Annotated in this window: 25 protein-coding genes; 10 read left to right on the top strand and 15 right to left on the bottom strand. The window is 70.8% G+C overall.

Going from position 1 to position 25,228, the window contains the following annotated elements; translation table 11 throughout:
- Nucleotides 1-19: 19 nt before the first annotated feature.
- From QWJ38_RS04270 to QWJ38_RS04240, 7 genes are all read right to left on the bottom strand, one after another.
- Nucleotides 20-1,093: an acyltransferase family protein gene (locus QWJ38_RS04270; protein ID WP_290357793.1), complete on the bottom strand. Its 1,074-nt coding sequence runs from the start codon at nt 1,091-1,093 to the stop codon at nt 20-22.
- A 133-nt stretch (nt 1,094-1,226) separates the two neighbouring features.
- Nucleotides 1,227-1,781: an SRPBCC family protein gene (locus QWJ38_RS04265; protein WP_290357792.1), complete on the bottom strand. Its 555-nt coding sequence runs from the start codon at nt 1,779-1,781 to the stop codon at nt 1,227-1,229.
- The gene (locus tag QWJ38_RS04260) at nt 1,772-2,941 is read right to left on the bottom strand and encodes a vWA domain-containing protein (protein ID WP_290357791.1); all 1,170 of its coding nucleotides are present in this window, start codon (nt 2,939-2,941) and stop codon (nt 1,772-1,774) included. Before QWJ38_RS04260 ends, QWJ38_RS04265 begins: the two co-directional genes overlap by 10 nt.
- Complete coding sequence (locus QWJ38_RS04255) at nt 2,934-3,785, bottom strand: AAA family ATPase (RefSeq protein ID WP_290358058.1); 852 nt, start codon at nt 3,783-3,785, stop codon at nt 2,934-2,936. Before QWJ38_RS04255 ends, QWJ38_RS04260 begins: the two co-directional genes overlap by 8 nt.
- 44 nt (nt 3,786-3,829) lie before the next feature.
- The gene (locus QWJ38_RS04250; protein WP_290357790.1) at nt 3,830-4,618 is read right to left on the bottom strand and encodes an FAD binding domain-containing protein; all 789 of its coding nucleotides are present in this window, start codon (nt 4,616-4,618) and stop codon (nt 3,830-3,832) included.
- Between the two features lie 14 nt (nt 4,619-4,632).
- Nucleotides 4,633-6,987: a xanthine dehydrogenase family protein molybdopterin-binding subunit gene (locus tag QWJ38_RS04245; RefSeq protein ID WP_290357789.1), complete on the bottom strand. Its 2,355-nt coding sequence runs from the start codon at nt 6,985-6,987 to the stop codon at nt 4,633-4,635.
- Between the two features lie 15 nt (nt 6,988-7,002).
- Entirely contained in the window at nt 7,003-7,479 is a 477-nt protein-coding gene (locus tag QWJ38_RS04240; protein ID WP_290357788.1) for a (2Fe-2S)-binding protein, read from the bottom strand.
- A gap of 173 nt (nt 7,480-7,652) precedes the next feature.
- Here QWJ38_RS04240 and QWJ38_RS04235 point away from each other — a divergent pair, with 173 nt between their 5' ends.
- Nucleotides 7,653-8,651: an XdhC family protein gene (locus QWJ38_RS04235; RefSeq protein WP_290357787.1), complete on the top strand. Its 999-nt coding sequence runs from the start codon at nt 7,653-7,655 to the stop codon at nt 8,649-8,651.
- A gap of 13 nt (nt 8,652-8,664) precedes the next feature.
- Here QWJ38_RS04235 and QWJ38_RS04230 read toward each other — a convergent pair whose 3' ends face one another.
- Nucleotides 8,665-8,919 carry a hypothetical protein gene (locus QWJ38_RS04230; RefSeq protein WP_290357786.1) on the bottom strand — a complete coding sequence of 85 codons (255 nt, stop codon included), beginning with the start codon at nt 8,917-8,919 and terminating at the stop codon, nt 8,665-8,667.
- Between the two features lie 105 nt (nt 8,920-9,024).
- Between QWJ38_RS04230 and QWJ38_RS04225 the strand changes: the two genes are divergently transcribed.
- The 5 genes from QWJ38_RS04225 to QWJ38_RS04205 all read left to right on the top strand — a co-directional run bounded on the left by QWJ38_RS04225 (nt 9,025) and on the right by QWJ38_RS04205 (nt 13,413).
- Nucleotides 9,025-9,567, top strand: coding sequence for a hemerythrin domain-containing protein (locus QWJ38_RS04225; protein ID WP_290357785.1), 543 nt, complete (start codon nt 9,025-9,027; stop codon nt 9,565-9,567).
- Between the two features lie 83 nt (nt 9,568-9,650).
- A complete protein-coding gene (locus tag QWJ38_RS04220; protein WP_290357784.1) occupies nt 9,651-9,920 on the top strand; it encodes a GlsB/YeaQ/YmgE family stress response membrane protein in 270 nt (89 codons plus the stop codon).
- A 92-nt stretch (nt 9,921-10,012) separates the two neighbouring features.
- Nucleotides 10,013-11,557: a DUF7125 family protein gene (locus QWJ38_RS04215; RefSeq protein WP_290357783.1), complete on the top strand. Its 1,545-nt coding sequence runs from the start codon at nt 10,013-10,015 to the stop codon at nt 11,555-11,557.
- Complete coding sequence (locus QWJ38_RS04210; protein ID WP_290357782.1) at nt 11,554-13,131, top strand: hybrid sensor histidine kinase/response regulator; 1,578 nt, start codon at nt 11,554-11,556, stop codon at nt 13,129-13,131. The genes QWJ38_RS04215 and QWJ38_RS04210 overlap by 4 nt, the downstream gene beginning before the upstream one ends.
- Nucleotides 13,132-13,164: 33 nt before the next feature.
- Nucleotides 13,165-13,413, top strand: a complete 249-nt coding sequence (locus tag QWJ38_RS04205; protein ID WP_290357781.1) for a DUF3820 family protein — start codon at nt 13,165-13,167, stop codon at nt 13,411-13,413.
- Here QWJ38_RS04205 and QWJ38_RS04200 read toward each other — a convergent pair.
- A complete protein-coding gene (locus QWJ38_RS04200; protein WP_290357780.1) occupies nt 13,394-14,083 on the bottom strand; it encodes a VIT1/CCC1 transporter family protein in 690 nt (229 codons plus the stop codon). The genes QWJ38_RS04205 and QWJ38_RS04200 overlap by 20 nt on opposite strands.
- A 22-nt stretch (nt 14,084-14,105) precedes the next feature.
- Complete coding sequence (locus QWJ38_RS04195; RefSeq protein ID WP_290357779.1) at nt 14,106-15,497, bottom strand: DcaP family trimeric outer membrane transporter; 1,392 nt, start codon at nt 15,495-15,497, stop codon at nt 14,106-14,108.
- Nucleotides 15,498-15,654: 157 nt separating this feature from the next.
- Between QWJ38_RS04195 and QWJ38_RS04190 the strand changes: the two genes are divergently transcribed.
- The 4 genes from QWJ38_RS04190 to QWJ38_RS04175 all read left to right on the top strand — a co-directional run bounded on the left by QWJ38_RS04190 (nt 15,655) and on the right by QWJ38_RS04175 (nt 19,490).
- Nucleotides 15,655-16,323 (top strand): glutathione S-transferase family protein, encoded by a 669-nt coding sequence (locus QWJ38_RS04190; RefSeq protein WP_290357778.1) that lies wholly within the window; start codon nt 15,655-15,657, stop codon nt 16,321-16,323.
- 4 nt (nt 16,324-16,327) lie between these two features.
- Nucleotides 16,328-16,963, top strand: a complete 636-nt coding sequence (locus QWJ38_RS04185) for a histidine phosphatase family protein (protein WP_290357777.1) — start codon at nt 16,328-16,330, stop codon at nt 16,961-16,963.
- 14 nt (nt 16,964-16,977) lie between these two features.
- Nucleotides 16,978-18,087, top strand: a complete 1,110-nt coding sequence (locus QWJ38_RS04180) for an NADP-dependent oxidoreductase (protein ID WP_290357776.1) — start codon at nt 16,978-16,980, stop codon at nt 18,085-18,087.
- A gap of 116 nt (nt 18,088-18,203) precedes the next feature.
- Complete coding sequence (locus QWJ38_RS04175; protein ID WP_290357775.1) at nt 18,204-19,490, top strand: DUF3422 family protein; 1,287 nt, start codon at nt 18,204-18,206, stop codon at nt 19,488-19,490.
- A gap of 42 nt (nt 19,491-19,532) precedes the next feature.
- Here QWJ38_RS04175 and QWJ38_RS04170 read toward each other — a convergent pair whose 3' ends face one another.
- The 5 genes from QWJ38_RS04170 to QWJ38_RS04150 all read right to left on the bottom strand — a co-directional run bounded on the left by QWJ38_RS04170 (nt 19,533) and on the right by QWJ38_RS04150 (nt 25,223).
- On the bottom strand, nt 19,533-21,920 hold the full coding sequence (locus QWJ38_RS04170; protein ID WP_290357774.1) for a penicillin acylase family protein: 2,388 nt from the start codon (nt 21,918-21,920) through the stop codon (nt 19,533-19,535).
- 51 nt (nt 21,921-21,971) lie between these two features.
- Nucleotides 21,972-22,541 (bottom strand): response regulator, encoded by a 570-nt coding sequence (locus tag QWJ38_RS04165; RefSeq protein WP_290357773.1) that lies wholly within the window; start codon nt 22,539-22,541, stop codon nt 21,972-21,974.
- 68 nt (nt 22,542-22,609) lie between these two features.
- Nucleotides 22,610-23,254 carry a glutathione S-transferase gene (locus QWJ38_RS04160; RefSeq protein ID WP_290357772.1) on the bottom strand — a complete coding sequence of 215 codons (645 nt, stop codon included), beginning with the start codon at nt 23,252-23,254 and terminating at the stop codon, nt 22,610-22,612.
- Between the two features lie 17 nt (nt 23,255-23,271).
- On the bottom strand, nt 23,272-23,847 hold the full coding sequence (locus QWJ38_RS04155; RefSeq protein ID WP_290357771.1) for a sugar O-acetyltransferase: 576 nt from the start codon (nt 23,845-23,847) through the stop codon (nt 23,272-23,274).
- The gene (locus QWJ38_RS04150) at nt 23,844-25,223 is read right to left on the bottom strand and encodes an amidase (protein WP_290357770.1); all 1,380 of its coding nucleotides are present in this window, start codon (nt 25,221-25,223) and stop codon (nt 23,844-23,846) included. The genes QWJ38_RS04155 and QWJ38_RS04150 overlap by 4 nt, the downstream gene beginning before the upstream one ends.
- Nucleotides 25,224-25,228: the final 5 nt, after the last annotated feature.

The raw sequence follows: 25,228 nt of genomic DNA, 5'->3' as shown, positions 1-25,228 counted from the left end.
CGTTAGGCGCTCACGGCGCTCAGGCCGAGGCCGTCGACACGCGCTTGCGGAAGAAGCGCAGCCGGCCGGCCGGCGCCTCGATCCAGCGGTAGAAGGGCAGCGAGGCCAGATTGCTCAGCGCCCAGGCCAGTGCCATCGCGGCGACGGCCAGCGGCGCGCTGTCGGCATCGCCCTTGCGCTCGAACAGCGCATTGACCAGCAGGCAGATCGGGAAATGCACGAGGAAGAGCGCATAGGAATGCGTGCCCGCCTGCGCGACCAGCTCGGCCAGACGCTCCGGCAGCAGCAGGGGTTGACCCTGCTGATGGCGGCGCTGCAGCCAGGCCAGCAGCAGCGCCGTCGCCGCCGCCAGCAGGATGCGGCCGCGGAATTCGTAGACCAGCGCGCCCAGCACCAGGGCGACCAGCAGCAGGCCCCAGCCCCAGCGTCGGCGCGTGCCCAGGTTCAGCCAGTGCACCAGCGCACCGAGGCCGTAGGCGCCAAAGAAATAGGGGGCGTAGTTGTCCAGCTCGGCATCGAGGTTGAACACCCACAGCGAGGCCACCGCCAGCACCAGCACCAGCAGCGGCGCCAGCGCGCGCGGGCCGCGCCGCGCGATCCACAGCAGGCCGACCAGCAGCGCGAACAGCTGCAGATCGATGGCCACATACCAGGCGCCGACGGTCAGCGCCTCGTAGCCCAGCACGCCGTGCAGCAGCAACGCATGCGAGAGCAGTTGCGGCAGGCTGACCGAGGCCGGCACCAGTTCGGGCAGCCAGCGTTCCACCAGGGCCGAGCACAGCAGGGTCAGGCCCACCGCGGCCATGAAGGGCAGTGCCAGACGCAGCCAGCGCCGCAGCAAGAGCGGCAACGCCGCCTCCTGCAGCGGCCGGCCCTGCGGCGCCAGCGCGCGCGCGCTCAGGAAGCCGCCCAGCACCAGGAAGATCTGCACCGCCATGCGGCCGTAGTCGAACAGCGCGGCGATCAGCAGCGGCCACAGGGTCTGGACGGTTTCGGCGATCGGGCCGTAGGCGGCCAGGTGATGCAGCACGATGGCCTGGGCCGCCAGCGCCTTCAGCGCATCGATATGCAGCAGTCGGGAATTCGGTTTCATCGGCGGGGCCGGCGGGGAGCCGGCGGGGGCAGCAAAGGCCCGAAGGAGCGGATTTTAGCGTTTGTGTCGATTCGATGACCATGGCCGCCGCGTCAGCCAGGCCTGCCGGTCATCGGCCCGGTCTCGCGCCGGCTCAAGGCGCGCTCTTGAAGATCCGGCCCAGCCAGCCCAGATACCAGTCCAGAAAACGCCGGCCCAGCGGCTTCTTCTCCGGCGGCGGCTCGGCCGGTGCCGGCGCCGCATGGCGCTGGCGCAGCGCCTCGGTGAAGCTGGCGAAGAAGTCATTGGCCATCTTCTGCGCGGCCATGTCCACCAGGCGCGAGCCGAGCTGGGCGATCTTGCCGCCGACGCTGGCGACCACCGTGTAGTGCAAGAGCGTCTGCGCCGGGCCCAGGGTCTCCAGGCGAACCTGGGCCGAGCCCTTGCCATGGCCGGCCGCGCCGCCGCTGCCCTCGAAGGCCAGCTGGTAGCCGCTGGGCGGCCGCAGGTCCGACAGCTTCAGCTTGCCCTTGAACCGCGCCTTGACCGGGCCGATCGAGACGGCCAGCAGCGCCTCGTACTCGTTCTCGCCGCTGGCGACCAGCGATTCGCAGCCGGCGATCGAGGCCTTCAGCATCTCGATATCGTTCAGCGCCGCCCAGGCCTGGGCCTGGGAGACGGGCAGGGTTTGCTGGCCGTTCAGTTGCATAGCAGTTCGCTCAGATGTTCGAGGCTGGCCAGATTGTGCGCCGGCAGGTGCAGGCTGACCTCGGGCAGCAGGGCGCGCACGCCGGCCGCCTTAGCCTCGAAGCCCTGGTAGCGCAGCAGCGGGTTCAGCCAGATCAGGCGCCGGCAGGCCAGGCGCAGGCGCCGCGCCTCGAAGCCCAGGCGCTCGGCCTCGTCCGCGCCCTGCTCCAGCCCGTCGCTGATCAGCAGCACCGTCGCATCGCTGCCCAGCACGCGGCGCGCCCAGTGTCGGTTGAACTCGTGCAGGCAGGCCGCCAGCCGGGTGCCGCCGGACCAGTCGACGACCCGCCGCGACACCCCCGCGACGGCCAGGTCCGGATCGCGCTGGCGCAGCAGCCGGCTGATCGGCGTCAGCCGCGTGCCGAAGACGAAGCTGTGGACCCGCGGCGCATGGCGGCGCTCGGCCGGATTCGCCAGGCCATGGGCCAGGTGCAGCAGCATGCGCGAATAGCGGCTCATCGAGCCCGAGATGTCGGCCAGCACGATCAGCGGCGCGACGCGCCGGCGCGGCCGCTCGAAGCGCAGCGCCGCCGCCTCGCCGCGCCCCTGCGCGCGCAGGCTGGCGCGCCAGGCGACGCGGCCGCGCGTAGCGCGCTCATGGCGGCGCGTCGGCCGCAGGTCGAAGAAGGGCCGCAGCCGCGCCAGCACCTGCTTGGCCTGCGCCCATTCCTCGGCCGTCATGGTCTCGAAGTCGCGCCGGAACAGGCGCTCGCGCTCGCTCCAGCTGAGCGTTGCGTCCAGTTCGAGCCGCTGCTGCGGCGCCGGCGGCGGCCGCACCGCGTCCGGCCCGTGGGGAAACAGCGCCCCGGCCAGGCGCCGGTTCTCCGGCGGCGGCGCGCCGACCCGGCCCTCGGCCCGGGGCAGCAGCATGGCCATCACGCGGCCCAGCAGGTCCGGGTCGCGCCAGAAGATGTGGAAGGCCTGCTCGAACAGCGGCCGGTGCTCGGCGCGGTCGAGCATGCAGGCGGCCAAGGTCGCCTGGAAATCGCGCCGCGAGGCCAGGCCGGCCAGCTGCAGCGCCTGCAGGCTCAGCAGCACCCGGTCGGTGCCGACCGGCATGCCGGCCTCGCGCAGCACGCGGGCGAAATGCATCACATTGGCGGCCAGCCGGTCCTCAGCCATGGCCCTGCTCGGCCCGGATCTGCGCCAGCAGCCGGGCCGCCTCCGAGCCCTGCACGCGCGCGATATCGTCCTGGTACTTCAAGAGCACGCCCAGCGTCGACTGCACGGTCTCCGGATCGAGCTCCAGCGCATTGAGCTCCAGGAGCGCGCGCGACCATTCGATCGTCTCGGCGACGCCCGGCAGCTTGTACAGGTCCAGCGCGCGCAGGCCCTGGATGAAGGCGACGATCTGGCGTGAAAGCCGCTCGGGCGCGCCGGGCACGCGCAGGCGCAGGATCTCCAGCTCGCGCGCGGCCGAGGGGAAGTCGACCCAGTGGTAGAGGCAGCGGCGCTTGACCGCGTCGTGGATCTCGCGCGTGCGGTTGGAGGTGATGAGGACGATGGGTGGCTCGGCGGCCCGGATCACGCCGAGCTCGGGGATCGTGATCTGGAACTCGCTGAGCACCTCCAGCAGATAGGCCTCGAAGGGTTCGTCGGCGCGATCGAGCTCGTCGATCAGGAGCACCGGCGGGCCCGGCTGCTGCAGCGCCTGCAACAGCGCGCGCGGGATCAGAAAGCGCGGCGCGAACAGATCGTCGCCGGCCAGCTGCCCGAGCTTGATCTCCAGCATCTGCCGCGCATAGTTCCACTCGTAGGCCGCGCCGGCCAGGTCCAGGCCCTCGTAGCACTGCAGGCGAATCAGCGGCCGGCCCAGCAGCGCGGCCAGCGTCTTGGCGATCTCGGTCTTGCCGGTGCCCGGCTCGCCCTCGAGGAACAGCGGGCGCTGCAGGCGCAGCGCCAGAAAGGCCGCCGTCGCCAGCTCGCGCTGGGCCACATAGCCCTGCGCCAGCAGGCCGGCGGCCATCGCGTCGATCGAGGCCGGCAGCGGCTGCGGTTCGGGCGTGGCCGTCAAGTCGCCGCCGCCACCGCGCGCGCGGCCAGCACCGGGATCAGCGCCGCGCGGTATTCGGCCGAGCCGTGCAGATCGGTGTTGAGGCCCTCGGCCGAGATCGCCACCTTCTGCGCCGCGGCCGCGCTCCAATCGGCCGCCAGCGCCGCCTCCAGCGCCGCCGCGCGGAACACGCCGGGCCCGGCGCCGGTGACGGCGACGCGCACGCCGGAGCTCGTTTGGGCGACGAAGACACCGACGATGGAGAAGCGCGAGGCCGGCTGCTTGAACTTCTGCCAGCCGGCCTTCTGCGGCCGCGGGAAGCTGACCGCGGTGATGATCTCGCCGTCCTGCAGCGCCGTCTGGTACAGGCCGAGGAAGAAATCGCCGGCGTCTATAGCCCGGCGGTCGGTGCGTATGGTCGCGCCCAGGCCCAGCACCGCCGCCGGATAACAGGCAGCCGGGTCGTTGTTGGCCAGGCTGCCGCCCAAGGTGCCGCGGTTGCGCACCTGGCGGTCGCCGATATGGCCGGCCAGATCGGCCAGCGCCGGGATCGCCTGCTGCACGACGCTGGACGCGGCCACCTCGGCATGGGTGCTCATCGCGCCGATGACGACGTTGTCGCCCTCGAGCTTGATGCCCTTCAGCTCGGCCAGGGCGCCCAGGTCGACCAGGGTCTGGGGCGCGGCCAGGCCCAGCTTGACGGCGGCCAGCAAGGACTGCCCCCCGGCCAGGATCTTGGCATCGGGCCCGCCGGCGGCGCGGGCGGCATCGGCCAGCGAGCCGGCCTGTTCGTATGCGAATGTCATGCTCGTCTCCCCGCTCAACGTGTCGATTGGATCGCCTGCCACACGGTGTGCGGCGTCGCCGGCATCGGCAGGTCCTTGACGCCCAGCGCGTCGCAGATCGCATTGATCGCCGCCGCCGGCGAGCCGATCGCGCCGGCCTCTCCGCAACCCTTGACCCCCAGCGGGTTGTGCGTGCAGGGCGTGCCCTTGGCGGTGCGCACCTGGAAGCTGGGCAGGTCGTCGGCGCGCGGCATCGCATAGTCCATATAGCTGCCGCTGAGCAGCTGGCCGCTGTCGACGTCGTAGATGCCATGCTCCAGCAGCGCCTGGCCCAGGCCCTGGGCGATGCCGCCATGGACCTGGCCCTCGACGATCATCGGATTGACGATATTGCCGAAGTCGTCGACGGCGCTGAAGCGGTCCACGCGCACCGCGCCGGTGGCCGGGTCGACCTCGACCTCGCAGACATAGCTGCCGGCCGGATAGGTGAAGTTCGTCGGGTCGTAGAAGGCGTTCTCGTTCAGGCCCGGCTCCAGCTTGTCCAGCGGGTAGTTGTGGGGCACATAGGCGGTCAGCGAGACCGAGGCAAAGGGCACGGCCTTGTCGGTGCCGGCGATCTTGAACTGGCCGTTCTCGAATTCGACATCGCCCTCGGCCGCCTCCAGCAGATGGGCGGCGATCTTCTTGCCCTTGGCGATCACCTTGTCGACCGCCTTCAGGATCGCCGTGCCGCCGACCGCCAGCGAGCGGCTGCCATAGGTGCCCATGCCGAACAGCACCTTGCCGGTGTCGCCATGCTGGATGTCGACATCGTCCAGCGGGATGCCCAGCTTGTCGGCCACCAGCTGGGCAAAGGTGGTCTCGTGGCCCTGGCCATGCGAATGGCTGCCGGTGAAGATGGTCACCTTGCCGGTCGGGTGCACGCGCACCTCGCCGGCCTCGAACAGGCCGGCGCGCGCGCCCAGGGCACCGGCGATGTTCGACGGCGCCAGGCCGCAGGCCTCGATATAGGTCGAGTAGCCGAGGCCGCGCTTGAGCCCCTTGGCCTCGCTGGCCGCACGGCGCGCCGGGAAGCCCGCCACATCGGCCAGCTCGATCACGCTGTTCAAGGTCGCCTCGTAGTCGCCGGTGTCGTAGCTGAGGCCGACCGGCGTCGCATAGGGGAAGCTCCGGATGAAATTGCGCCGGCGCAGCTCGGCCGGGTCGATCTTCAGCTCGCGCGCCGCCGTCTCGACCAGGCGCTCGACCACATAGGTCGCCTCGGGCCGGCCGGCGCCGCGGTAGGCATCGACCGGCGCGGTATTGCTGAACACGCCGGTCACCTCGGCATAGATGGCCGGCGTCGTGTACTGGCCGGCCAGCAGGGTCGCGTAGAGGATGGTCGGCACGCTGGAGGCGAAGGTGGACAGATAGGCGCCCAGGTTCGCCGTCGTCGTCACCCGCATCGCCAGGAACTTGCCGTTCGCGTCCAGGCCCAGCTCGGCCAGCGTCGCATGATCGCGGCCATGGGCGTCGCTGAGGAAGGCCTCGCTGCGGTCGGCGGTCCATTTGATCGGCCGGGCCAGCTGCTTGCTGGCCCAGACGATGGCCGTCTCCTCGTTGTAGAGAAAGATCTTGGAGCCGAAGCCGCCGCCCACGTCGGGCGCCACGACGCGCATCTTGTGCTCCGGGATGCCCAGCACGAAGGCGCACATCAGGAGCCGCGCCACATGCGGGTTCTGGCTGGTCACATAGAGCGTGTAGCTGTCCTCGGCCGGGTTGTAGCTGGCGTTGGCCGCGCGCGGCTCGATCGCGTTGGGGATCAGCCGGTTGTTGCGGAACTCCAGCCGCGTCACATGGGCGGCCCCGGCCATCGCGGCGTCGGTCGCCGCCTTGTCGCCGCAGCCCCAGGTGTAGCAGACGTTGTCGGGCGCCTCCTCGTGCACCTGGCCGGCATGGCCCTTGGCGGCGGCGGTGTCGACCGCGGCCGGCAGTTCCTCGTAGTCGATCTCGATCAGCTGCGCCGCGGCCTTGGCCTCGGCATAGCTCTCGGCGACGACCAGGGCGACCGGATCGCCGACATAGCGCACCTTGCCGTCGGCCAGCACCGGATGCTTGGGCTCGCGCATCGGCGTGCCGTCGATGCTGGTGATCAGCCAGCCGCAGGGCAGGCCGCCGACGGCGCGGAAGTCCTCGCCGGTGTAAACACCCAGCACGCCCTCGGCCGCCGCGGCGGCGCTCTTGTCCAGGCTGCGGATGCGCGCATGCGCATAGGGCGAGCGCAGGAAGAAGGCATAGCTCTGGCGCGGCAGCACGATGTCATCGGTGTACTGGCCGCGGCCGGTCAGGAAGCGGGCGTCCTCGCGGCGCTTGATCGATTGGCCGATCAGGCCTTGTTGCGGAGCATTCATGGCTTGCGTCTCCCCTCAGGCCTTCATGGCGTTCGCGCCGGCCTGCACCGCGCGCACGATGTTCTGGTAGCCGGTGCAGCGGCAGAGATTGCCGTCCAGGCCCTCGCGGATCTCGGCCTCCGAGCCGCAGCGGTGGTGCTGCACCAGATCAACTGCACTCATCACCATGCCCGGCGTGCAGAAGCCGCATTGCAGGCCGTGGCATTCCTTGAAGGCCGCCTGCATCGGATGCAGCTCGCCGTTCGCGCCGGCCAGGCCCTCGATCGTCGTCAGCTCGGCGCCCTGGGCCTGCACGGCCAGCAGCGAGCAGCTCTTCACCGCGCGCCCGTTCAGGTGCACGGTGCAGGCGCCGCACTGGCTGGTGTCGCAGCCGATATGGGTGCCGGTGAGCGCGAGCTCCTCGCGCAGGAACTGCACCAGCAGGCGGTCCGCCGCGACCTCGCGCGTGACCGTCTTGCCGTTGACCTTGAGCGTGATTCGATGGCTGCTCATCTCGTCTCCTGGTGTTGTCTGTCAAGGACCGAGTCCAATCCTCGCGGCAGCGCCGCTCAGGCGCCATCTCAGGGTTTCCCGCATGTATGCCCATACATAGAAAGCCGGCGACCCGGGTTCGGAAAAGCGCGGCGCCGGGCAGGCCGGCGGCAAAGCCCTTAAGCTGCCACCCCATGGACAATGTCGACCTGAATGTGCTGCGCCAGGTGGCCAGCTGGTTGCGCGAGGAGCGCCGCGTCGTGCTGGGCACCATCACCCGCACCTGGGGCTCGGCGCCGCGGCCGATCGGTTCGGTCGTCGCGGTGCGCGACGACGGCCAGATCGCCGGCTCGGTGTCCGGCGGCTGCATCGAGGACGATCTGATCGCCAAGGTGCGCGAGGGCGCGCTGCGCCTGCGCAAGCCCGAGCTGCTGCGCTACGGCGTCGGCGCCGAGGAGGCGACCCGCTTCGGCCTGCCCTGTGGCGGCACCTTGGAGCTGATGCTGGAGCCGCTGACGCCGGCCTCGCAGATCGAGGAGCTGCTGGCGCGCCTGGACCGCGGCGAGCGCGTGCAGCGCGAGCTGGAACTGGCCAGCGGCGCGGTGCGGCTGGCCGCGCCGGCGCGCGATGCCGACGTGCTGCGCCTGAGCGACACGCATCTGAGCACCCACCATGGCCCGCAATGGCGCCTCCTGATCATCGGCGCCGGCCAGATGACGCAGTACCTGGCCGGCATGGCGCTGGCGCTGGACTACCAGGTGCTGATCTGCGATCCGCGCGAGGAATATGCCGACGGTTTCGCCGTCGCCGGCGTGCAGCTGACGCGCGAGATGCCGGACGACGTCGTGCTGCGCTTCGCACCGGATGGCCACAGCGCCGTCATCGCCTTGACCCACGATCCCAAGCTCGACGATCTGGCGCTGATGGAGGCGCTGAAAAGCCCGGCCTTCTATGTCGGCGCGATCGGCTCGCGCGTCAACCAGGGCAAGCGCAAGGCGCGCCTGGCCGAGCACTTCGGCCTCGGCGAGGCGGAGCTGGCGCGGCTGCACGGCCCGGTGGGCCTGCATATCGGTGCGCGCACGCCGCCCGAGATCGCGTTGGCCATCCTGGCGCATATGACGGCCGAGCGCTACGGCGTGCAGATCGGCGCCACGCCCAGCGGCTACGGCGCCGACGGCGGCTGCGCCGTCTGATCGGGCCGCGGCGTCAGCTTTCCGCGCCGCGGCTCGCCAGCAGCGCATCGATCGCCGCCTGCGCCCCCTCGCTGGCGTTGGTACGGGCCTCGTTCTCGGTCGCCCAGGCCGGCTCCAGCGGCACCCATTGCAGGCGCGCCTGATCGGCCGCCTCGGCGGCCTCGGCCTCGGACAGGCCCAGCAGCAGGTAATGGCCGACCCAGGCCGGCCCGGCGCGCCGCGCCTCGACGCGGTAGCGCATGCCGCGGTATTCGCTCGTCTCATCCATGCCCCGGCGGGCGGCAAGGGACATGCCCGTGTCGGGCAAGGCCGCGGGAACGGGCCTTGCCGGGTTGCTCCACCCTTTTCACCCAGCAACCAGCAAGGAGAAACCATGGCGACCGCAAAAAAGACCACCGCTCGCAAATCGAGCAGCAGCAGCGAGTCCGGCTCCGAAGACGCGATCAAGCTGCTGACGCAGGACCACAAGGAAGTCGAGGCGCTGTTCAAGCAGTATGAAAAGCTCGTCGACGAGGAGGCCGAGGACGAGGAGAAGCAGGAGATCGCCCAGCAGATCTGCATGCTGCTGAGCGCGCACGCGACGGTTGAGGAGGAAATCTTCTACCCGGCCGCGCGCGAGGTGCTCGGCGAGGACGAGGACCTGGTCGACGAGGCCGAGGTCGAGCATTCGACCGCCAAGGACCTGATCGCCCAGCTCGAATCGGCCTCGCCGGCCGACGAGCTCTACGACGCCAAGGTCAAGGTGCTCGGCGAATACATTCGCCACCACGTCAAGGAGGAGGAAGGCGAAATGTTCCCGAAGCTGAAGAAGCTCAAGGACGAGGACTTCGACCTGGCCGCGCTCGGCGACGAAATTGCCGCACGCAAGGAGGAATTGCTGGGCGAACAAAGCGATGAGGAGGCCGAAGAGGCCTGAAACCCGACCCCCGCCCCGGCCGGCCATGGAACACCGATTGCCGCAGCCAGGGGACCATTTCCATCATTATTAGGAGGCCTTTCATGAATCTCGTCATATGGCTCGTCGTCGGCGGCCTGATCGGCTGGGTCGCCAGCATGATCATGCGTACCGATGCGCAGCAGGGCATCGTCCTGAACGTGGTCGTCGGCATCGTCGGCGCGCTGCTGGGCGGCTGGCTGCTGGCACCGCTGTTCGGCATCGGCACGATCAACCAGGGCGACTTCAGCGTGGCCGGCCTGGGCCTGTCGCTGCTGGGCGCCATCATCCTGCTTGCCATCGTCAATCTGTTCCGCCGCGGCACCGCCCGCTAGCGGCGCGGATCATCCCAGTCCTACAAGCCGGCGGCCGTCGCACTGACGGCCGCTTCGGCGCGCCTGTCTGAAGATCGCCCGCAGAACGATCGATGGGATTTGCCATGGAGAACATCCACCAGACGCCGCCACCCGCCCTGCAGCCCGAAGCGCCCGAGCAGGCCGGCGCCGAGCAGGTGCTGCAACTGGGCGTGCCGGGACTGGATGACGTCCTCGGCGGCGGCCTGACCGCCGAGCGGCTCTATCTGCTCGAAGGCTCGCCCGGCACCGGCAAGACGACGATCGCGATGCAGTTCCTGTTCGAGGGACGGCGGCGCGGCGAGTCGATGCTCTACGTCACCCTGTCCGAGACCATCGGCGAGCTGCGCGGCGTCGCCCGCTCGCATGGCTGGGACCTCGCCGGCATCCATGTGCGCGAGCTGCTGCCGTCGGCCGAAGCGCTGGAGCCGGACGAGAACTACACGATCTTCCATCCGTCCGAGGTCGAACTCGGCGAGACGACCCTGAAGATCCTCAGCGAGGTCGACCAGATCAAGCCCAGCCGCGTCGTCTTCGATTCGCTGTCCGAGCTGCGCCTGCTGGCCGGCAACTCGCTGCGCTACCGCCGCCAGATCCTGGCGCTGAAGCAGTTCTTCGCCGGCCGCCAGTGCACGGTGCTGCTGCTGGACGATATGACGGCCATGGAGCATGACCTGCAGGTGCAGAGCATCGCCCATGCGGTGATCCGGCTGGAGAGCCTGAGCGTGGACTACGGCACGGCGCGGCGCCGGCTGATGGTCTGCAAATACCGCGGCCGCCAGTTCCGTGGTGGCTTCCACGATTACAAGATCCTGCGCGGCGGGCTGCAGGTCTTTCCGCGCCTGGTGGCGGCCGAGCATCCGATGCCGGCGTCGCAGCAGCGCCTGGCCAGCGGCCTGCCGGCACTGGACGAGCTGCTGGGAGGCGGCATCGAAGAAGGCACCAGCACCTTGCTGCTCGGCGCGCCGGGCACCGGCAAGTCCTCGCTGGCCGTGCATTTCGCGCTGGCCGCGGCCGAACGCGGCCAGGCGGCGGCGCTGTTCATCTTCGACGAGAGCAGCCAGACGCTGCGCAGCCGCGCCGCCGGCATGGGCATGGACCTGGCGCCGCAGATCGCCGCCGGCCGCATCACCGTGCGCCAGGTCGACCCGGCCGAGCTGTCGCCGGGCGAATTCGTCGACGCGATCCGCCGCTCGGTCGAGCAGGACCGGGTCAAGGTCGTCGTCATCGACAGCCTGAACGGCTATCTGAACGCGATGCCCGACGAGCGCTTCCTGATCGCGCAGCTGCACGAGCTGCTGACCTATCTGGGCCAGGCCAGCGTCGCCACCCTGCTGGTCGGCGCCCAGCACGGGCTGATCGGCATGCAGATGCAGACCCCGGTCGACGCCAGCTATCTGGCCGACGGGGTGGTGTTGTTGCGCTATTTCGAGCATGCCGGGGAGGTGCGGCAGGCGATCTCGGTGCTGAAGAAGCGTGGCGGCGCACACGAGCGCAGCATCCGCGAGTTCTCGCTGACCGCGCAGGGCGTGCGCGTCGGCGAACCGCTGCGCCATTTCCGCGGCATCCTGACCGGCGTGCCGACCCCCACCAACGGCACGCCGCCGTCGCAATCGTGAATGCCCGCAGCGGCGAGCAGGCGCCCGAAACCCGCATCCTGCTGCGCACCGCCACCAGCCGCGACGCCTTGATGGCCTGCGCGGTGCTCGAGCACGCCGGCCTCCAGCCGCGGGTCTGCGCCGATATGGCAAGCTTGCTGCAGCAGTTCCAGGACGGCGCCGGCGCGCTGATGCTGGCCGAGGAGACCCTGGCCGACGATGCCAGCGCCGGCGCGCTGGGCCAGCTGCTGGCCGCGCAGCCGCCCTGGTCCGATGTGCCGGTGCTGGTGCTGGCGCGCAGCGGCGCCGATTCGCGCGCGATCACGCGGGCGATGGCGCAGCCGGCCAATATCACCGTGATCGAGCGGCCGGTGCGCGTCGCCGCCCTGGTCAGCGCCGCGCGCAGCGCCCTGCGCGCGCGCAGCCGCCAGTACGAGGTGCGTGCGCTGCTGCGCGACCTGAACGAGGCCGACCGGCGCAAGACCGAATTCCTGGCCACGCTGGCGCACGAGCTGCGCAATCCGCTGGCGCCGCTGAGCACCGCGCTGGCACTGCTGACGCGGCGCCAGATCGACGCGGCCGACAGCGCCCATTACTACGCGCTGATGCAGCGCCAGGTCGAGCATATGGCGCGCCTGGTCGACGACCTGATGGAGGTCTCGCGCATCACGCGCGGCAAGATCGAATTGCGCATGGACGCGGTGCCGCTGGAGGCGGTGCTGAACGACGCGATCGAGCAGAGCCGGCCCTATATCCGCGGCGCCGGCCACCAGCTCGACCGGCAGCTGCCGGCGCGCCCGCTGCTGCTGCGCGGCGATGCGGTGCGGCTGACCCAGATCTTCGCCAATCTGCTGAACAACGCCGCCAAGTACACGGCGGCCGGCGGTCGCATCGGGATCGCCGCACGCGAGCTGGACGGCGAGGCCCGCATCGAGGTCAGCGACACCGGCATGGGCATCGAGCCCTCGATGCTGGACTCGGTCTTCGATATGTTCGTGCAGGCCAACGGCAGCGCGCGCAGGGCCCAGGGCGGCCTCGGCATCGGCCTGACCCTGGTCAAGAGCCTGGTCGAGCTGCATGGCGGCCGCGTCGCCGCGCGCAGCGCCGGCCTCGGCCAGGGCAGCACCGTGGTCGTCCACCTGCCGCTGCTGGAGCCGGACCAAGCCGGCGCAGCGCCCGCGCCGCTGAACGGCAGCGCCGCAGGGCCGGCGCCGGAACCGGGCGATCAGACGGTGCTGATCGTCGACGACAACCACGACGCCGCCGACACGCTGGCCGAGCTGCTCGGTGCGCTGGGCGCGCGCCCCGCTATCGCCTACAGCGGCGCGCAGGCGCTGCGCCTGGTGCACGAGCAGATGCCGCGGCTGGCCATCCTCGACCTGGGCATGCCCGATATGGACGGCTACGAGCTGGCCCGCCGCCTGCGCGAGCTGCCGCGGGGCGCCGACATCCTGCTGGTCGCGCTGAGCGGCTGGGGGCAGGCCGACGACCGCGAACGCGCCGCCGCCGCCGGCTTCGACCGCCATCTGCTGAAGCCGGCCGAACTCGAGCAATTGCGCGCGCTGCTGGACTGGCACGCCAATGCGCTAAGGTGATCGCTCTCCGAAGCCACCGAGCCCGCCACCCCGATGAGCGCCCCACAAGCCGACGATCTGCAAAAACTCGTCACCATGCCCATGCCCTTCGGCAAGCACCAGGGCACGCTGCTGGCCGACCTGCCGGGCAACTACCTGAACTGGTTCGCCCGCGAAGGCTTTCCCAAGGGCGAACTCGGCCGCCTGCTGGCGCTGATGCACGAGATCGACCACAACGGCCTGGGCGAGCTGCTGCGGCCGCTGCGCCGCGGCGCCCGGCCGCTCAGCCCCCCAAGGCGATGATCGCCGCCGTCAGCCCGCAGCCGAGCAGGATCATCGTCAGCCCCGACTTCCAGCCGCCGCCGCCGGCGTAGCGGCCCAGGGCCAGGCCGCAGGCGAACAGCATCGCCAGGGTCAGCACGCGCGAGACCAGCAGGGCCGGCTTGGGCTCGAAGATCAGGAAGGGCAGCGCGACCGGGAAGGTGCCCAGCACGACGATCACGAACACCGCGCCGGCGGCCTGGAAGTCGCGCAGATTGAGCCGCGCGCGCGGCGGCAGCTCGGGCAGGCCGATCAGGCGCCGGCGGATCGCAGCGAGCTCGGCGTTGCCGACCAGATTGCGCATCACGCCGCTCAACTCGCCGCGCAGGCTGTCGATGCCGCGCGCCTCGTCGGCCTCGGCACGGATGGCGGTCGCCAGCCAGAGCCGGCGCGCGCGCTCGGTCAAGGTGCGCACCAGGTACATCACGCCGTCGGCCAGGCCCCAGGCCAGATTGCAGCCCAGCGCGGTGTAGAACATCAGCTGGCCGGCCTCGCGCTGCTCGGCATGGGTGGCGGCCGACACGGCGCCGACGAAGGTCAGCGCCATGAAGAGGCCGAAGCACAGCTCGCAGACCCGGTCGATCGGGCTCAGCACCGGCTCGCGTGTCTCTGCGGCCGATGCGATGCCCGGCAGTTCAGCGGTGGCGTTCATTCGATGGTCCCCCTCGTTCGGTTCAGAAATTGACGCGGGTCGAGAACTGGAAGCGGCTGTCGATGGCGCTGGCGCCGTCCTTGTTCTCGCGCCGGCCCCAGATGTATTCGCCGCCCAGGAGCACATGGGTGTTCAGCGCGTAGAGCAGGTTCGCCGACGCATAGCTGCCTGTGTGCAGCGCATTGCCGGCCTGGCCGGCCGTGTTGTCCTGGCGGTGCTGGCTGACGCCGATCGAGCTCGTCAGCTTGTCGTCCCAGGCGCGGCCGTAGTAGACGAAGTAGCCCAGCGAGCCGACCGCCTGCGCGCGCAGCCGGGCGTCCGGCGCCAGATCGGTGCCGCCGTCGCTGATATAGCTGGCGATCGCCTTGCCGCCGGCCAGGTCCCAGCCGAGCGTGCCGCGCTCGGACAGCTTCAGCGCACCGCTGAGGTTCAGGCCGTAGCCGGTCTGCTCCTTTGCCGGCTGGCCGTTCGGCGTGGTCGTGGTCTGGAAGCCGACCCGGCGCAGGATCGCGGCCGCCTTCAGATGCCCCCAGTCGCCCTCGATGCGCAGCGAGCCGGTCAGGTCCGGCAGGCGGTTGTGCGGCGCGATGCCGCTGCCCAGCGCCGGATCGAGCTGCGAGAGCTTGCCGGTGTCGATGACCGAGTTCGGCGCCTCCAGTGACACGGCCCAGACCCGGCCCTCGCCGGCCGGGGCGGCATAGCGGACCTGCGGGTTGCGCAGGAAGACGGCACCGGAGGGACCCCAGTAGTCGATCACGCTGGGGAAGGCGTCGATGTTCATGAAGTTCGAGTCGTTCTGCCCGACACCCCAGCGGCCCAGCTCGGCCCAGGCGCGCTGCCAGTGGATATTGGTGCCGCCATCGGTGCCGAACAGGTCGAAGAACAGATCGGTCTTCAGCTCGCCCCATTCGGTCGGCAAGCTCGCGCGCAGGCCCAGCGAGGACTGGCGCACGCTGGCGACGAAGGCACCGTCCTGGCCGCAGCCGGGATCGGCCGGGCAATTGACCGGGATCTGCGAGGGCCGCATGGTCGCCTGGTAGGCCGGGTTCATTCGCCTGGCGTCGTAGATGGCGTCCAGCATCACCTGGCCATAGGGCTCGAGCCGGGTCTTGGCGGCGGCAACCGTGGTGTCGGCGGCCGAAGCGGCGGGCGCGGCTGGCGCGGCGGCGGCGGCGACCGCTGCGGCCGGCGGCGGGGTCAGGACTTGCGCCGGCGGCGCTGCGCTGGCGGCGGCGGCCGGTCTGGCCGGCGGCTGCTGCGCCGCTTCGAGCGCCTGCACGCGCGCCTGCAGATCCTGGATCGTGCGCAGCGCCTGTTCGAGCCGCTTGCTCAGTTCCTCACTGCTCGGCTGCGCCTGCGCGCCGCCGGCGGCCAAGGCCAGCGCCAAGGCGATCGAGCCTCCCATCTGCCTCATCGAGCTGCTCCCCGTGCGTGTTTCGTTCGGGCCGCGAGCCCGTCAAAGAAAAAAACCGGCGCCGCCCCGCGCTTTTACCTCAGGGCCGCGCCGGCCGGCCCGATCGTCGCGCCGCCGCGACGCCGGGGCTCGGCGGCGTGCTTGCAATAATGGCCCGATGAGCAGCCCTACCCCGCCCACCATCACCCTGCACTACCACCCCAGCAACGCCAGCATGGCGCCGCACATCGTGCTGGAGGAGCTGCAGCGCCCCTTCCAGCTCGAGCTGGTGCGCCGCGATGTCGGCGCGCACAAGTCGCCGGCCTATCTGGCGATGAACCCGAACGGCCTGATCCCGGTGCTGGTCGATGGCGGCCAGGTGCTCTACGAGACGGCCGCCATCCTGCTGCACCTGGCCGACACCCATGCCGACGCGAATCTGGCGCCGGCGCTGGGCACGGCCGCCCGCGCGCAGTTCTACAAATGGCTGGTCTGGCTGACCAACACGCTGCAGCCGCTGCTGATCGCCTACTACTACCCCGAGCGCTGGGTCGACGAGGGCAATGTCGAGGGCGTGGCCCAGGTGAAGCAACATGCCGAGGCGCGCATCGCCCCGCTGCTCGATCAGCTCGAGGCGCAGCTGGCGCGCAGCGGCGGCCCCTGGCTGCTCGGCGCTCAATACACGGTCGCCGATCCGATGGCCTTCATGCTGTGCCGCTGGACGCGCGGCTTCGCCCGCCCGGCGCGCAGCCTGCCGGCCATCGCCGCCTATCTGCAGCGCATGCTGGCCCGGCCGGCCGTGCAGCGCGCGATCGCCACCGAGCAGCTGCCGCAGCCCTGGATCTGAACCCTTGTTGCCGACGCCGCCCACCGAGCTGCTGCTGATCCGCCACGGCGAGACCGACTGGAACCGGCGCCCCTGCTTCCAGGGTCAGATCGACACCGCGCTGAACGCGCAGGGCCTGGCCCAGGCGCAAGACCTGGCCCGGCGCCTGCTCGATGAGCATGGCCGAGGACCGATAGACGGCCTGGTCGTCAGCGATCTGTTGCGCGCCCGCCAGACGGCCGAGCCGGTCGCGCGGGCGCTGCGGCTGCCGGCGCAGCTCGCGCCGGCGCTGCGCGAGCAGGCCTTCGGCATCCTCGAGGGCCTCAGCTTCGAGGAGATCCGTGCCAAGCACCCGGCCGAGTTCGAGCGCTGGGCGCGGCATCAGCCGGACTACGCCTTGCCCGGCGGCGCCGAGAGCCGGCAGGCCTTTCATGCGCGCGTCTCGGCGGCGCTGGCGCAGCTGGCCGCGGCCTGGCCGGGCCGGCGCCTGGCCGTCGTCACCCATGGCGGCGTGCTGGACATCGTCTGGCGCCTGGCCCATGGGCTGGACCTTCAGGGACCGCGCGTCTGCGCGATCCCGAACGCCGGCATCAACCGCGTGCAGGTCCGCGGCGAACGCTTCGAGATCGTCGACTGGGCCGACGAAAGGCAGCCGGGCTAGCAAAGGCTTGTTTCATGGGCGGCAGCCCCCTGCTGCAGGCCTGCGCCGATCGGGGTAACCTCGCGGCGCGGGGCTGGCTTTCACATCCTTCCATTCACCATGAGGCACGGCTGATGCGCGCGTTGATGCTGACCCGCTACGGCGGACCCGAAGCCACCGAATTGCGGGACGACGTCCCCCCTCCTCGGCCCGGGCCTGCCGAGGTCCTGGTCCGCGTGCGGGCGGCGGGCCTGAACCCGGTGGACTTCAAGACCAGGGAAGGCCAGCTCAAGGTGATCCGGCGCTATCCGCTGCCGGCGGTGATGGGCAACGAGATCGCCGGCGTGGTGGATGCGGTGGGCAGCGACGTCAGGCGCTTTTCGCCTGGCGACCGCGTCTATGCCCGCCTCGACAAGGACCGGATGGGCGGGCTGGCCGAGTGGGCCTCGGTGCATGAGGACCATCTTGCAAGAATGCCGGCCTCGCTGAGCTTCGAGGCGGCCGCCGCCGTTCCGCTCGCGGCCCTGACCGCCCTGCAGGCACTGCGCGACGAGCTGCGACTCGCGAAGGGGCAGCGCGTCTTCATTTCCGGCGGCGCGGGGGGTGTCGGCACCTTCGCCATCCAGATTGCCAAGCACCTCGGTGCGACGGTGGCGACCACGGCCTCGCCGCGCGGCGAGGCGCTGGTGCGCCGTCTCGGTGCCGATCTGGTGGTCGACTACACGCGGGAGCGATTTCAGGACCTGCTCCACGACTACGACGCGGCCTTCGATCTGCTCGGTGGACCCACCCTTGCCAGCAGTTTCTCGGTGCTCAAGCGCGGAGCGACGGTGGTGTCGATTGCAGGCCTGCCCGAACCGGAGACGGCGCGGCGCGACCTCCGGCGCGGCGCCGCTCTGACCGCGCTTTTCTGGCTCATCAGTTTCGCCACGCGACGCACCGCGGCCCGGCACGGCGTTCGCTACCGCTACCTGTTCATGCATCCGAGCGGCGCCGATCTGGAAACGATCGCCGCCCTCATCGACGGCAAGGCGATCGAGGTCGTCGTCGACAAGATATTCCCCTTCGACCAGGCCAAGGAGGCGCTCGGCTATCTGGAGGGGGGCAGGGCGAAGGGGAAGGTCGTCGTCAGCGTGTCGAGCTGAAGCGTCTGCGGCGGCTGGTCGTGATCCCAGGCCTTGGGGTGCGTGCACAACAGCAAGGTCCCCAGAACGCTCGCCTTGGGCTATGCTGCAATGCAACATAGCCGAAAGGGGTTTCGATGTACGGTGCGCTGACCCAGCACGCGCAGAGGATACGGCTGCACAACGAGGTCCATGAGCGCCCTCCGGAGCCGCTGAGCGCGCCCCTGTCGATCTCGCACATCGTGATGCTCTGCGACCGCGAGCAATTGCTGGCCAGCCGCGAGCATCTGGCCCGGCTGCTGCGCGATCAGCACCTGGCCGAGCCGGGGCCCGACACGACCCACCTGCGCATGGACCTGGGCAGCTACCGGCTGCGCTGGGAATTGCATACCGAGTTCGTCAGCTGGACCTTCTCGCGCACGTTGGCCGACGAGCGATTCGATGCGCAGCAGCCGGCCACCGCCTTGGCCGTGCTGCCGCAAGACTGGCTGGCCGCCCTGCCCGGTGCCTGTCTGGTGGGCCTGCATCTGTGGCTGCTGGCGGACGGCCGCTGGGCGGCGCAGGATCTCGCCCGCGGCCTGTTGAGCGAGGACAGCCTACTGGGCTCCGCGGTCGCCGGCGGCGAGGGGCAGGTCTTCACCGATTTCGCCACCCATGCCGATGGCTTCTCCAGGATGCTGGTACTGCCCGGCAAGATGGCGCCGCGCCGCCTGGGGCGGCTGGTTCAGCGCCTGCTGGAGATCGAGACCTACCGGATGGCGGCCCTGCTGGGACTGCCCGTCGCGCGTGAGGCCTCGGCCATGCTGGGCGCGGCGGAGCACGAGCTGGCGGAATTGGCGCAGGCGATCCGCAGCGCCCGGCGCGAGCAGGAGCCGGAGCTGCTCGACCGCCTGACGCGACTGGCGGCCAAGGTCGAGGGCGGTTATGCCGCGACACATTCGCGCTTTTCCGCCAGCACCGCCTACTTCGAGCTGATGGAAAAACGCATCGCCGACATCGCCGAAACGCGGCTGCCGGGCCTGCAGACGATTGCCGAGTTCATGGAGCGCCGGCTGACGCCCGCCAAGAGCACCTGCGAATGGGCGGCGCGCCGGCAGACCGCCTTGTCGGAACGCATCTCGCGCGTCAGCAACCTGCTGCGCACACGGGTCGAGATCGAGCAGCAGGTCGGCATCCAGGCGCTGCTGGCGGCGATGAACCGGCGCCAGGATCTGCAGCTGAAGCTGCAGGCGATGGTGGAGGGCCTGTCGGTCGCCGCGATCAGCTACTACATCGTGGGGCTGATCAGCTATCTGGCCAAGGGGGCGCAGAAGATCGGCTGGCCCTTCGGCGTCGAGACGACCAGTGCCGTGGCCGTGCCCGTGGTGGCGCTGGTCGTCTGGGCCCTGGTGCGACGCGCGCATCGCGTGATCGTCGGGCATTGAGAGCGCGGGGCGACAGGAGGCCCGCGACGCCGCGGCGCCGACTCAGGGCCTGAGCTGCAGGCGGCTGCGCGTGTGCGCCGCCACATCGGCCTCGTCCAGATACTGCTGCCGGTATTGGCCGCTCACATGGCGCTCGGCCTGGTCGGCGTAATGCGGGTCGCCCCAGACGCCGCTCTGGCCGACCGGGTTGATGCCCAGCGCCTGCCCGGGCGCGGCGAAGTCGATGATGCGCCGCGTTGACGGCCCGTAGACCACCGTCCAGGGCGCCGGTCCGAGCCGGGCGGCCAGATTGTTGGGCATCTCGTGGGAGCCCGGCGCGGCAAAGGGGCCGACGTTGAAAATCTTGTCCAGCGGCGCCTGCTGGCCCAGCGGATGGCCATGGGTCAGCGTGTGGGCGCGGCCCCAGGTCCAGTCCTTGGGCTCGGCACCGAAGCTCTGGCGCAGATGATCGATCGTCCGGGCCCAGGCCTCGGCGACGATCTCCGCCTGCGTCTCCACCTGCGGCGTGCCGCGCTTGTCCCACCAGGGCGAGGCCGCGTCGGCCATCAGGCGCGGCAAGGCATGGTCGAGCGCACGGGTGCGGCGCAGATTGTCGAACCAGGCCTCGCCGAGCTCGTCGGCCATGGCCGCGCGAGCCAGCTCGTAGTGCAGCTGCTGGAACAGCACCGGCGCGCGCTGCTCGATCGTGTAGCGGCCGTTCCAGGCGATCAGCTCCTCGATCAGCAGGCGGTCCTCGTCGTTGCGCGCCGCCTGGCGCAGGGCCGCCAGCAGCGGCCGCAGGATGCGCCGGCTGTAGCCGCTCTCCACGTCCAGCTGCAGGGCCTTGCTATTGGCCGTCGCCCACTTGATCGCCGGGTCGCGTAGGACCGAGTCCAGCCGCTCGGCGCGGTCCCAGAGGTTGTAGTAGCCGGGCACCGGCTCGCTGCCGGCCGGCTGGTGGTTGGCCGAGACGATGTAGCCGCGCGCCGGGTTCTCCTCCTGCGGATTGCGCTCGAAGGGCGCGAAGCCGAGCTTGTCCGACTCGGCGCTGGCGCCGTCGAGGATGAAGCTCGGATCGACGCCGGCCGGCCGCAGCGGCAGCTTGGCCGCGGCCCACCAGCCGATGTCGCCGGCCGCATTGGCCCAGACGATGTTCAGCCCCGGCGCATGGACCTTGGCCGCCGCCGCGCGCGCCTTGTCCAGCGTGTCGGCGCGGTTCAGCTCGTAGAAGGCCTGCAGCACCGGGTTCTCGGTCTCGGCAAAAGCCCACCACATCGCGATCGGCGTCCTGCCGGCGGCGCCGGCCAAGGCGTCGTTGACGATGGGCCCGTGCGGCGAGCGGCGCAGCGCCAGCCTGACCGGCGCCGCGCCCTTGACGGCAATCTGCTCCTCGCGCGTCTGCAAGGCGACCCAGCGGCCTTGGTACCAAACCTCGTTGGCATTGGCCGGGTTGAGCTTCTCGGCGATTAGGTCCAGATCGTCGTTCTGGAACATCGTCAGGCTCCAGCCAAAGGCCTGGTTATGGCCCAGCAGGGCCATCGGGTTCAGCGCCTGGTAGTGGCCGTAGAGCTCGAAGCCGGGCGCCTTCAGATGCGCCTCGTACCAGACCGCCGGCACGCTGAACTGGATATGCGGGTCGCCGGCCAGCAGCGCGCGGCCGCTGGCCGTGCGGCTGCCCGAGACCGCCCAGGCATTGCTGCCCTCGAACAGCGGCTGGCCAGCGGCTTCCAGCGCGTCCTGGCTCAGCCGCGCCAGGCGGCCGAGGTCCTGCCAGTCGCCCGGGCGCAGATCGCGGCGCACGACGCCGTCCGGGTGCCAGGCCAGGTCGAAGATCTTCAGATAGTCGGCGCCCAGCTTGTCGCGCAGCTCGCTCAGCGCCGGCTCGGTGCGGAAGGCCGCGGCGAAGCTGTAGGCCAGATAGCCGGCCACGCTGACCGTGTCGGCCGGCGTGAACGGCCGCTTGGGGATGCCGAGGAGGTCGAACTCCAGCGGCGCCGGGCGCGTCGCCTGGTACTGGTTGATGCCGTCCAGATAGGCCAGCAGCGCGCGCTTGGCCGGCGTGTCGGCGTTGGCGAACTCGCGCGCCGCATAGGCGTCGGCATAGGCACGGATGCCCAGGGTGCGGAACAGCCGGTCGGTGTCGACCAGCTTGGGGCCCAGCACCTCGGCCAGCTCGCCGCGCGACAGGCGGCGCAGCATCTCCATCTGGAACAGCCGGTCCTGCGCATGGAGATAGCCGAGCGCGCGGTACAGATCGGCCTCGCTGCGCGCCTCGATATGCGGCACGCCGGCCTCGTCCCAGCGCACGCCGACGGCCGCGCTCAGGCCGGCCAGCCGCAGCTCGGCGTCGCGCTGCGGGCGCTTGCCGTGCAGATACCAGGCCAGCACGGCCGCGGCAAGCAGAAACAGGGCCAGCAGCCCGGCGATGAGGATCTTCAGCAGGCGTTTCATGCGGCCGAAGCATAGCGACAGGCGGGCCCGCCGGGGCCTGGTCTTGAGCCGCTAGTGGCGCAGATGCGCCAGCGCCTCGACGCGCTTGAGCAGCTCGCGGTCGTTCCAGGGCTTTTTGAAGATGCCGTAGACGCCCTGGATCTGGTGCACCCGCGCCTGCAGCTCGTCGTGGCCGGTGATCGCGATGATGGGCAGGTCCTCGGTCTCCATCGCGCCCTGGACGGCGGCGATCAGCTCGAAGCCGTCCTTGTTGGGCATCTCGAGGTCGGTGACCATCACCTGGAAGCGCTGCTCGGCCAGGCGCTCCAGCGCCTCGACGCCATCGCGCGCCAGGGTCGTGCGGTAGCCGGCGCCGTCGAACAGCCGGCCCAGCTTGGCGCGTGCGACCGCCGAATCGTCGACCAGCAGCACGGCGGCCGGCTCGACGGCGGCGGTCGGCGCGGGAGCAGCCGCGGCGACGGGCGTCGGCGCGGGCACCGGTGCCGGCGGGGGCAGCTGCTCCTCGGGCTCCTGGCGGCGGCTGATGAAATAGACCAGCAGCGCCAGCGGCACGGCGATCAGCAGCGGCAGCAAATAGATGCTCAAGCCATCGGGCAGCTCGATGAACATGATGGAATTCATTCTCCTCCGGTCGTCTTCGGCCGGCCGGCGCGTCCGCTTGAGCGGAGATCGACCGGCAACGGCGTGAATTATGGTGCCGGCCAGTGGCGCGCGAACAGCGGGGCCAACCTGGGGTGCTGCTCGACGCGCTGCAGCAGCGCATGGAAGCCCGGCCGCTGCTGCTGCAGATGCTTGCGTGCGCCCGACCATTTGGAGACCACCGTGGCGAGCAGATCCAGCGCGCCGGGCTGCTCGCCGCCCAGGAAGGGGCGCCCTTCGGCAAAAAACTGGTCGGCGAAGATCTCCCAGTGCTTGTGCAGGCGCGCGCGCGAGCCGGCAATGATGCGCTCCTGCACCGGCTTGTCCTCCTCGGCATCGGCGCACCAGCGCTGCGGGTAGTCGATGATGCTGATGGCCGAATAGCAGTTGGCCGCGATGAAGACCAGGCCGCGGATCGCCAGCGCCCGCGCCGAAGCCTCGGCCGGCAGCAGGCCGGAAGCCGGATGCGCCAGCCCCAGATGGATCAGGATGGCCGCGCTCTCGGTCAGCACCGTGCCGTCTTCCAGGCGCAGGGTCGGGATCTGCTGCAAGGGGTTGACCTGGGCCAGCTCGTCCAGGCCCGGGCCGGGCTTCCAGGACGCGGCATCGACGAAGCGGACGGGCAGGCCGGCCCATGCCAGCGCGGCCTCGACCGCGGCCGAGCCCGAACCCTGGGTGCCATAAAGCGTGAGCATCGCGAATCTCCTTGTGTTCAGGCCGACGCGTCGCCGAGCCGGCGTATCACCCGGCAGGGATTGCCGGCGGCGAAGACGCCGGGCGGCACATCGCGGGTGACGACGCTGCCGGCGCCGATCACCGCGCCCGCACCGATGGTCACGCCGGGGCAGATCACCGCCGCGCCGCCGATCCAGACATCGTCGCCAATGGCAACCGGCGCGCCGGACTCGACGCCGGCGCGGCGCCGCCGGGCGTCCAGCGGATGCAGGGCGGTGTAGATCTGCACCGCCGGGCCGATCAGCACATGCTCGCCGATGGTCACCGGCGCGACGTCGAGCACGGTGCAGCCGGCGTTGAAATAGGCGCGGGCGCCCAGCTTCAGGTGCAGGCCGTAGTCGCAGAAGAAGGGCGGCGTGATGAAGGCGTCGCTGCTGTCGACGCCCAGCAGCTCGGCGGTCAGCGCCTGCTGCGTCGCGGTGTCGGCCGGATCGAGCGCGTTCAGGCGCTGGCAGAGCCGGCGCGCGCGCTGGCGCAGCGCGAGCAGTTCGGCATCGCCGGCGTCGTAGTCGGCGCCGGCCAGCATCTTCTCGCGCTCGCTGCCGTCGCTCATGGCTGCGGCCAGGGCTGCTGCGGCGCACGCAGGCGCTCGAACTCGGCCGACAGCTGCAGCACGCCCAGGTCGTCGAAGCGCCGGCCGGTGATCTGCAGGCCGATCGGCAAGCCGGTCGCGGTGTAGCCGCAGTTGATGCTGGCCGAGGGCTGCTCGCTCATATTGAAGGGCAGCGTGAAGGCAATGTGCTCGAAGGGCCGCTGCGGATCGTTGATCGGACTGGCCCATTCGGCCTTGAAGGCCGGCACCGGGCTGACCGGCGAGAGCACGAAGTCGAAGGGCTGGCAGGCCGACACCGCCGCCTCGCGCAGCGCCGCCATCTGCGCATGGCCGTGGAACAGCTCGGCGGCGCCGATGCCGGCCGCGCCGGCGGCCCAGTCGCGGATATAGGGGAGGATGCGGTCCTGCCGCTCGGCCGGCAGCGCGGCGATGTCCAGCCAGCAGCGCAGGCGCCAGAAGCGGTCCAGGCCCTCGATCATCGAACGGGTCGTGAACGCTTGCAGCGGCTCGACGATGGCGCCGGCCTGCTCGAACAGCCGCGCCGCCGCCTGCACCGCCGCGGCCGTCTCGGGCTCGACCGCCAGGCCCCAGCCGGCGTCCATCTGCAGGCCCAGCCTCAGGCCGCGCAGCTCGCGGCGCAGCGCCGTCCAGGCTATGTCCTGCGGCGGCAGGCTGGTCGGATCGCGCCAGTCGGGCCGGCTCAAGGCCCCCATCATCAGCGCCGCATCGGCCACCGTACGCGTCATGGGCCCCGCCACGCGGCCGGCATAGGCCGGCTTGATCGGAATGCGGCCCAGGCTGGGCTTGAGGCCGAACACCCCGCACCAGCCGGCCGGCAGGCGGATCGAGCCGCCGATATCGGTGCCCACATGCAGCGGCCCGTAGCCTGCCGCGGCCGCCGCGGCGGCACCGGCGCTGGAACCGCCCGGGTTCTTGTCCAGGTCCCAGGGATTGCGCGTCAGCGGGTGGAAGCTCGACAGGCCCGAGCTGAGCATGCCGTAGTCCGGCATCGTCGTCTTGGCCAGCAGCACCGCGCCGGCCTCGCGCATGCGCGCCGCCGGCGGCGCGTCCTCGGCGGCCGGCTGCAGCACGGTCGCGGCGCTGCCCAGCGGCGCCGGCGTGCCGCGGCTGGCGATGTTCTCCTTCAGCGTCAGCGGCAGGCCATCCAGGGCCAAGGCCTCGCCGCGCCGCCAGCGCGCCTCCGATGCGCGCGCCTGGGCCAGCGCCGCCTCGGGATCGAAGGCATAGAGCGCGCGCAACCGCGGCTCCCAGCGCTCGATATGGGCCAAGGTGGCCTGCAGCACCTCGACCGGCGACAGCGTCCGCGCGCGATAGGCCTGCAGCAGTTCGACGGCGCTCAGTTCATGGAGGCTCATGCTCA

This window comes from Roseateles violae (genome assembly GCF_030410485.1).
Taxonomy (GTDB): domain Bacteria; phylum Pseudomonadota; class Gammaproteobacteria; order Burkholderiales; family Burkholderiaceae_C; genus Roseateles_D; species Roseateles_D violae.
This window is presented reverse-complemented; position numbering and strand designations above follow the sequence as displayed.